Annotated in this window: 8 protein-coding genes; 5 read left to right on the forward strand and 3 right to left on the reverse strand. The window is 41.4% G+C overall.

The window, feature by feature from the left end:
• The 3 genes from L1D50_RS18990 to L1D50_RS19000 all read left to right on the forward strand — a co-directional run.
• A partial coding sequence (locus L1D50_RS18990) for a hypothetical protein (protein ID WP_239966611.1) occupies positions 1 to 345 on the forward strand: 345 nt, incomplete at its 5' end.
• 134 nt (positions 346 to 479) lie between these two features.
• Positions 480 to 2534 (forward strand): S9 family peptidase, encoded by a 2055-nt coding sequence (locus L1D50_RS18995; RefSeq protein WP_239966612.1) that lies wholly within the window; start codon positions 480 to 482, stop codon positions 2532 to 2534.
• Positions 2535 to 2598: 64 nt separating this feature from the next.
• Positions 2599 to 3144: a GNAT family N-acetyltransferase gene (locus L1D50_RS19000; protein ID WP_128725438.1), complete on the forward strand. Its 546-nt coding sequence runs from the start codon at positions 2599 to 2601 to the stop codon at positions 3142 to 3144.
• 27 nt (positions 3145 to 3171) lie between these two features.
• On the opposite strand, the gene L1D50_RS19005 is transcribed toward L1D50_RS19000, so the two are convergent.
• From L1D50_RS19005 to L1D50_RS19015, 3 genes are all read right to left on the reverse strand, one after another.
• Complete coding sequence (locus L1D50_RS19005) at positions 3172 to 3423, reverse strand: TIGR03643 family protein (RefSeq protein ID WP_128725483.1); 252 nt, start codon at positions 3421 to 3423, stop codon at positions 3172 to 3174.
• Between the two features lie 60 nt (positions 3424 to 3483).
• Positions 3484 to 3642, reverse strand: coding sequence for a hypothetical protein (locus tag L1D50_RS19010; protein ID WP_162847776.1), 159 nt, complete (start codon positions 3640 to 3642; stop codon positions 3484 to 3486).
• A gap of 775 nt (positions 3643 to 4417) precedes the next feature.
• Positions 4418 to 5722 carry an IS5 family transposase gene (locus L1D50_RS19015; protein WP_239966613.1) on the reverse strand — a complete coding sequence of 435 codons (1305 nt, stop codon included), beginning with the start codon at positions 5720 to 5722 and terminating at the stop codon, positions 4418 to 4420.
• A gap of 400 nt (positions 5723 to 6122) precedes the next feature.
• On the opposite strand from L1D50_RS19015, the gene L1D50_RS19020 reads away from it, so the two are divergent.
• Positions 6123 to 6569: an Hsp20 family protein gene (locus L1D50_RS19020; protein ID WP_128725437.1), complete on the forward strand. Its 447-nt coding sequence runs from the start codon at positions 6123 to 6125 to the stop codon at positions 6567 to 6569.
• A gap of 554 nt (positions 6570 to 7123) precedes the next feature.
• Positions 7124 to 8450: hypothetical protein (locus L1D50_RS19025; protein ID WP_239966614.1), on the forward strand; the 1327-nt coding region annotated here is incomplete at its 3' end.

Below are 8450 nucleotides of genomic sequence, written 5' to 3' on the forward strand. Positions count from 1 at the left end.
AAAGTAAACTTACCTCAAAAGAAAATTAAGGACATCAACATGATCACCACATCGTGCCACTGCGCTCAGATCCACTATCGTATTTTCACTACAACAACAGTCAACGAAATATGCACTGGTGTGCAGTTTATTCAGGCTCACGGTCTTATCGAAAACCCTTGTAAATCTCTCGAACGATTTGTGGTGCCGCATTCGAAAGATCAAACCATCCAAGAGCATGGTTTTTGCAAACACTGCGGTGCTTCTATCTACATTATGGATGACAAAGGCAACATTTCGTATGCACTTAATCACCTTATGTCGTTTCAGACTGATTATTCAGGCGCGCTGAATTTTGGCCTATAAAAGATAGCTTCTTCGCTTTATCAGGCTTAACCGACAATTAATCGCAAACATTGGTTTTTATTCTAGTGACAAGTAGAATGCCTAAAAACTTCATCTTGAAGTTACAACAAGTGAATGAAAATTTAGGATAAATAATGAAACTACTTAAGTCTGCTTTGGCTTTAGCAATGGGCTTCACCAGTGCTGCGAGCCTCGCAAGCGATACCATCACCATTGAAGACATCCCAAAGATCCAATCGGTAAGCTCAACGTCGGTGAGTCCTGACGGCGAACTCGTTGCTTTTACCCGCTCGGTACCACGTGAGCTTTACATTGACCAAAATGGTTCCAATTACAGTGAACTTTATGTGGTTGACGACGAAGGTGTAGAGCGCCCATTTATCACAGGCAAAGTGAGTATCTCAAGCATCTCTTGGTCATCCGACGGTCAATTTATTTATTTCCTTACCAAGAAAAAAGAAGACAAGCAACGCGCTCTTTATCGCATCGCGGTAAACGGTGGGGAAGCACAGAAAGTGCTTTCACTAAAAGGAACTGGGATCTCGGCTTATAGCCTAAGCCCTGACGGTAAACAGGTTGCAATCCTTGCAATGCCAGCTGCTGATAAGTCAGAAAAAGAGCTGAAAAAGCTTGGCTTTATGGCTGAAGTGTATGAACTGGGTTTAAAAAACAAACAGCTTCATATCATTGATCTTGCAGCATCAGAAAAACCGCTGACCCCTGCGGTACTGGACATCGAAGGCTATGTGAGTGAAATCAACTGGGCTGACGATGCCTCTAAATTACTTGTAAAAACGCAGCCAACAGCGCTCATTGATGACAAGTATATGAAGTCACAATGGCATGTACTTGATGCGAAAACACAACAAATTACCACTTCATTCAAAACAGAAGGTAAGCTTGGTACTGCAGAGTTTTCACACGATGGTAAATACATCGCGATTCTAGGCGCTGAAGATAAGCATGACCCTGCAACTGGTCGCTTATACCTTGCCGATGCACAAAGTGGCAAAGTAGAAGAGTGGATCCCGAACTTTATGGGTCACATCGCTGACTTTGAGTGGTCAAACCGGAAGAATCAGCTGACTTTTGTCGCAAACGTCGGCGCTGAGAGTTTTGTTGGCCAAATTAAAGTTGGCTCGAACAAATACAAGAAACTTATCAAAGAAGGTAAGTTTATTGCATCGAATCTATCTATCTCTGATTCAGACAAAACCATTGCCCTACGTGCAAACACCGCTAAGCACCCAAATGAGGTGTTTATGATCCGCTCGAGTAAAGCGACTCGTCTATCGAATTCTAACCCATGGTTGGATAACAAACGTTTTGCAAAGCAAGAGGCAGTTAACTTCAAAGCCCGTGATGGCGTTGAAATTGGTGGCGTATTAATTTATCCACTTGATTATCAAGAAGGTACACGTTACCCACTGATCATGTCAGTGCACGGTGGCCCAGAAAGCCACGATAAAAATGGTTGGCTAACAAGTTATTCAGATCCAGGTCAAATGGGTGCGGCACGTGGCTATGCGGTATTCTATCCAAACTACCGTGGTTCGACAGGTAAAGGCGTTGATTACTCAAAACTTGGCCAAGGCGACTACGCAGGTAAAGAATTTGACGACTTGGTAGATATGAAAGAATACTTAGTCAACACAGGTTTAGTAGACACTAAACGTGTTGGTATTACCGGTGGCTCTTACGGCGGTTATGCCTCTGCTTGGGGTGCTACAAAACTCACTGAGCACTTCGCAGCAAGCGTGATGTTTGTTGGCGTAACTAACCAACTTTCTAAGTTTGGTACTACCGATATCTCAAACGAAATGTACTTAGTCCACGCTCGCTCTTACCCTTGGGATAAGTGGCAGTGGTACTTAGAGCGCAGTCCGATTTACTGGGCTGGTCAATCGAAGACGCCATTACTAATTATGCATGGTAAAGATGACCCGCGTGTACACCCAGCGCAATCTATGGAGCTATATCGCTACATGAAAGTGCAAGGTAAAGACGTACGTCTAGTTTACTATCCAGGCGAAGGTCACGGTAACCGCAAAGCAGCGGCTCAATACGATTACAGCCTGCGCTTAATGCGCTGGATGGACAACTACCTAATCGAAGGCAAAAAAGACATGCCAGATTATGAAATTGACCACGCGGCGAAGCTAAAAGCCGTTAAAGACGCAAATAAATAAGTAAGCAAGCGGCTTATTGTTTGAGGGCGCGAATTTGCGCCCTTTTTATCAAGGAAAAAAGATATTGCAATTAACTACAATCCAACTCGACACCGAGCGATTCACACTTAGACCCTTAAACTCAGAAGACGCCGAAGCGCTATTTGCCATATTTTCAGACGCAGACGTCATGCGCTATTGGAACACACCACCTTGGGATAGCCTTGACGATGCAACGCAATTTATCAAGCAATCACGCGAAGATTTAACTACGCAACAAGCGATCGCACTGGCCATTGTTTCAAAAAGTGATGAAACAGTAATTGGTAAATGTTTACTGTTTAGCTGGGATAAAGAGTCACGTCGCGCCGAAATTGGCTTTGGTATTGCCAAATCTCACTGGGGGCAAGGTGTCATTCAAGAAGCGGGCTCCGCGCTCATTGACTGTGCTTTCTCAACACTGAAGTTGAGGCGTATTGAAGCAGAGATTGATCCCGCTAATATTGGCTCAACCAAAGTACTCACAAAGCTTGGATTTACTAAAGAAGGCCACTTACGCGCTCGCTGGGAAATCGCTGGTGAAATTTCAGACTCAGTACTCTACGGCTTACTCGCTAGCGACCTTCAATAAAGCAAAGACGAGGGTCTAGATAAAGCGTTACCTGTGTTTGTATTGGGTTTTGCAATACCCGCGATTAACCGCTTTGCTTCTAAGTTTAATATGCTTTGTGTTGCGCCCACTTACTCGTTGCCTCCATAGTCTAAAACTACTGGGCTTTAGGCTACTACGCATCAATTTGATCACTTCTGGCTCACTCAGTTCAAACTGTCGCTCGATAGCTTCAAATGGCGTTCTATCTTCCCACGCCATTTCTATGATCCTGGAAATTTCTGAGTCACTAAATTGCACTTACTTAATCTTGTTGTTTTCTAATCAGAACCACACATACGCATCAAGTATCAAAAAGGATTAAAAATACTTACGGCCGACAACTATCCCTATGGCAATGCCGATAGGCAAAGCATACATGATTTGCCCAGATGCAACGCCCACGGCTGTGCCAATCCCAACCCCGACAGCAATCCCTAAACCAACTTTTCGATTAGTACTTTTCTTATCATATTTCATTAGCTGCACCTTCATCTAAATCAATTTTTAATGTGACAATGTAACGAGATAAAGTAAATAGTCTTGAAAATAAAACATGTTGTTCAACTACTGGCCTTGTTGTCTAAACTAGGTCTGCAAAAGTGGTAGAAAACATCTTGTTTGCCAACGCCACAATACGCCCACTTTTTTCGCGACAGGTGCAATTGCTAATGAGCACACATGCCAGCCGTTTTTAGAAGCGGCAGCCGTTGCCATCAACGAATTATGGAAATTAGTCGAGAAAAAGTTAGCGCATCAAGCATTTTAAGGCGACTATCAGATTTTCTCAGCGGATTATACTGGCTGTATATACACGTTGGCGCGCCTATTTTTCAGTCAAAATTGTCACTCCAGAAAGGCCAGCAAAACGTTAGCAGCGGTTATTCAACAATGTTTTGAAGGACTATATAAAAGAAATACTAAAAAGTTGGATGCGATTTTCCACGCTAATACAGTGCTCAAAGCTCCAAGTATGAGGCACACTAAATCATAGTAGCTAGATTTGGTTTACTCTCGACACTTAACAAAGAATGCAACTCAGCTTGTGGTGGGCATTCTTATAAAGCGCCGCAAGATACTTTTGTTGTCATCGAGGAAGCTGAAACTGAGGCATAGGATTTTATCAAAAAATCTATGTTGCGACCGCAAAACTGAAGCACTAAATAGTCGATTCTGAATATTGGTGTTTTGATGCTTAGATTGGCAGTACAAGATCAGTCCAGCTTGAGTATCATTTTTATCGACAGTCCTGTTATTACGCAGCGCTTTTTACCGCTAATAGCTGATATAAAACCCAGACATAAAAAAGCCGCAGTTGGGCTAGAACTTTACGGCAGTTTTGGCCTACACCCGCAAGCACCGCATTCAGTTTGTCACCGAGCTTTCCTTTTAAGCGGTTAAGCCCTAAGTGACCGTCTTGTTTCACGTGCCCGATGATTGGCTCTATCGCATTACGTCGCTTGAGTTTTTTCTTAATGCTCGGCGTCACACCGCGCTTTTGCCCAGCAATATACACATCATAACGTTCTGCAAAATGCCCGCGATAACCTCTATCTACAAAACAGCTGTATGGCCTTTTATCTGTGACGTTTTCTACTATTCTCAACGTTTCCCATAACGTGTCACCATCGTAGGGGTTACCGTGTATTGCATGAGCGCAGACCACAAACTGCTCTTTCAATGTTGTCGCGACACTCACTTTGACACCAAACTCATATGGCTTTGCGCTTTTTCCCTTGGCGATACATTCAACACCCGGCTCATGTAGGCTATAGAGTTTATTTTTACTCGTTTTTTCTTGCTTTAATAGCCGCTCGGCCTGCTGTAGGGCATGGATAAACTCCTTGCTTGGTTGCTCGGTGATTTTCCGCAAGATGTCTTTCATCACTCGCCTGAGATAGTTTTTCTGTTTTTTCAGTGTCTTCTTCATGCGTTTGAATTGTTTGGCATGCGCATAACTTGCCACCTTTTGAGCGGCCTTAGGGCCTACTCGTTCATAACTTTGCCTAAGCACAATGCAAGCTTGCTTAGCGAAGCCAACCAGTTTATTGCGGCATTTTTCTAGTAGTTTACTATCTGTTGGATGGGCGATATTTTTCTCCATGACGGTACTGTCTACGACCACTTCTCGCAAGCTTGAAGGCTTAATTGTATTACTTTTAAGGCCCGCATCTACCGTGAGTGACAGCATTAACTCAACGCCATCCTCACCAATTCGCTTGCGAAAGCGTGTCATCGAACTGGGATCGCAAGGCGGTTCATGCGTAAAAAATTGCATGCCACAAAAATATTGCCAATACGGGTTTTCGCACCACATGGCCACCGTGTTTTCGTCAGACAGTTTGTGAATTTGTTTCAGGTATTCGAGGCCCGCAAGCAGGCGGATAGGCTTGGCGCCAGCGCCTTTATCGCCATAGTGTTGTTTGAACTCAACCTCTAGACGCTGCCAATCAATGAGTTTTGCCAGTTTCACCAGCTCATGGCGTGGCGAAACAATATCAATAAGCTCGATTTGAAACAGGTGCTTTTGTGGTGTTTGTATGGTTGGTTTTGGTTTCATTTTTACACTCAAATTGCAATGTTTTGGCTATGTGATTCAAAAAAGTTGCAATTAGAGGGTAGTAAGATCGTTTAGACCTTCAAGTAATTCAATGAATTAAACTGGTTTCAGGGGCGACTAAATAACCTGAACAGTGGATCATTAATGCACTAAAAGAGAGATATCAGATGGTGCTTCTTTACCTACAAAGACAATTTTCTTGAAAAAGAATCTTATAAAATTCAGGTAAATAAAAACTTTTTTAAAAAGTTTCTTGAAAAAGATTTGCCTCGTCCATAGATAGTATTGTGAGGACGCCGACAGGGTCCCAACCCAAACTAAGTAAATGTTTTATATGCTATTTATTGGCTTCTTATGAAGCAATAAATAGCTTAATTATCGCTTTATGAGGATACAAATTATGCGTACAGTAGACCTATCTCCACTTTATCGTTCATTCATCGGTTTTGACCATTTAGCACAGTTAATGGATGCGGCATCACGCAACGAAAAGCAGCCAAGCTTTCCGCCATATAACATCGAAGCCACCGGTGAAGACAAATACCAAATTACCATGGCTGTTGCTGGATTTACCGAGCAAGAGCTGAGCCTTGAGTCAGAAAACAATACTCTGACAGTCAAAGGCGAAAAGCAAAACAAAGAAGACAAAGCTGAGCGTAAATTTATCCATCAAGGTATCGCAGAGCGTAACTTTGAGCGCAAATTCCAGCTTGGCGATCACGTCAAGGTGATTGCCGCAGGACTTGAAAACGGCCTGTTAGTCATTGACCTTGAGCGCGAAATTCCAGAAGCACTTAAGCCAAGAAAGATTGAAATTGGCAAAAGCAATCTCATCGAAAATAAATAATCGATTGAGGTCACTTCCCCCTGTTTTTACATGATGTCACGTTTCCAAGTCGCCTTCGGGCGACTTTTTTGTTTTGAGTTGCTAGTTTACCCATTTTATAGTGTTGAGTACGTTTTGAGCTAGCTGTGTTAAGCTCAGTTCCAATCGCCAGCTCAATTCGCCTTGCCTAAAAAGTGTAGGCATCTTAGTGCGAGCAGGAAACGCAGTTATCTCCAAAACGCTCTGGCTAGATAAGGGAATAATTTAAGATGAGTTTAAAAACATGAATTAGCTAAATTAGCTAAATTAGACGCAACTTGATCTGACATTTTCGAATGCAAAGCAGAACCAATCCTGCCAGCCTGTTGTGTACGCGGGAGGGCGTTAAAACTTCTTTTTCGAAATGTGCTTTTTGAGAAAAAACGCAGCCCTGCATAATAAAATTTTATATTCTGTAAATTGCATATGCTACGATGCACTCTAGATCCCTATTATAAAGTTTGTGAAAAGACTAAAATTGATTTAACCTTGGGTTAGATTGCTTTTATTTTCATTGAAATATATGGAATGTCTCAATGGACGAACTTTATAACAACACAATCTCGCATCTAAAACAAATCAACTTTACGCTCCTTATACTGACTACAATATTGGTCGTAATGTCACTTCTTGCTGAAAAATCAAAGATAGAAACGGCTATTGATGACGTAACAAACTTAAAAACTGCATTTAAAGAAATTCACACTGCGAAACCTATATCACGTTTTGGTGACGAGTGGCTTACACAAAAGGCCGAAAAAATAATTTCTGAAAACAATATAACCTTTGCAGAATTTTACGTTGATAGAGATAAATCTGAGACCAATAGGATTAAGGTTAACTATACGGGCTATTTGATTGAAAACGCACTAAGGTTATACCCAGCTTTAAGTTTTTCACCAGTGGATACAAGAGTTGAAAAACCACTATCGTTAGCTAACATAAAAAAGTTCTGGAACGGGCTTTACTCAGTAAGGCGTATCATATATGTCAATAAAATATTACCGATTGAATTCCGTTTTGATAGCAATGAAAATAAATTAGGCTATATTCAAACATCGATATACGAAGACGGCTCACAATTCACAACACCTTCAGAAAATTTGTCATTAGTAGATATTTTTGATGAGAAATGGTTTGAAAGTCAATTTACACATTTACAGCAGTTTCCATCGTTAAAAGAAAATACTTATCGTTCTTTGCTTTCTGCGGAAAGACCTTCACGATATTTATTGTTTGGGGGTAGGATACTTGGAGTCAATCCATTTAATTTCGATGGAGGAACGCCAACAGAGGCAAGTGTATTTTCGAATCGTTTACTCATCCCAGTAAAAACCCAAGAACAACCATTTACACCCATGGAAATGCTTGTTGCAGAAGTACCCGAAAAGTTTGGTTGGAAGTCAGGAAGCTTCTCCTTAAATTTCTCCGAATTAGAGGAATTGACTGAAGGATTTCAGGATATCGAGATATCTAAAATACAGACCATATTAAAAAATGAACTAGCAAGAACTAGTGGAACTGTTAATGCTTTTGGATTGTCGTTACCTTTTGAAATACTTAGTAAATTTGGAGCTGTTGCTATATTTCTACTAATGCTCTATTTCTTTTTTTATCTGCGTTTTTTCCACTCCTATTTTGATACTACCAAAAAGTTGAACATGACCATACCTTGGATTTACCTGCATGACAGGGCAGATGCCATCGTCTTATTTTATTTCGTTAGTATAATATACCCTACAGCCGTAGCTGTTAACTTAACGCTTCAAAATACAGAATTGCAATACTCGCCAGCTCTTTTTGTTAATATTGCGATAATTCTGTTGTGTGTTGGGCTGTCCACAAAACTAACCATGCTAATTA

The sequence above is a fragment of the Pseudoalteromonas sp. Isolate6 genome (genome assembly GCF_022398435.1).
Lineage (GTDB): Bacteria > Pseudomonadota > Gammaproteobacteria > Enterobacterales > Alteromonadaceae > Pseudoalteromonas > Pseudoalteromonas galatheae.

Excerpts from the sequence above, each read along its gene's own strand:
- L1D50_RS18995 (WP_239966612.1), top strand. The coding sequence starts at position 480 with ATGAAACTACTTAAGTCTGCTTTGGCTTTAGCAATGGGCTTCACCAGT.
- L1D50_RS19010 (WP_162847776.1), bottom strand. The coding sequence starts at position 3,642 with ATGAAATATGATAAGAAAAGTACTAATCGAAAAGTTGGTTTAGGGATT.
- L1D50_RS19015 (WP_239966613.1), bottom strand. The coding sequence starts at position 5,722 with ATGAAACCAAAACCAACCATACAAACACCACAAAAGCACCTGTTTCAA.
- L1D50_RS19020 (WP_128725437.1), top strand. The coding sequence starts at position 6,123 with ATGCGTACAGTAGACCTATCTCCACTTTATCGTTCATTCATCGGTTTT.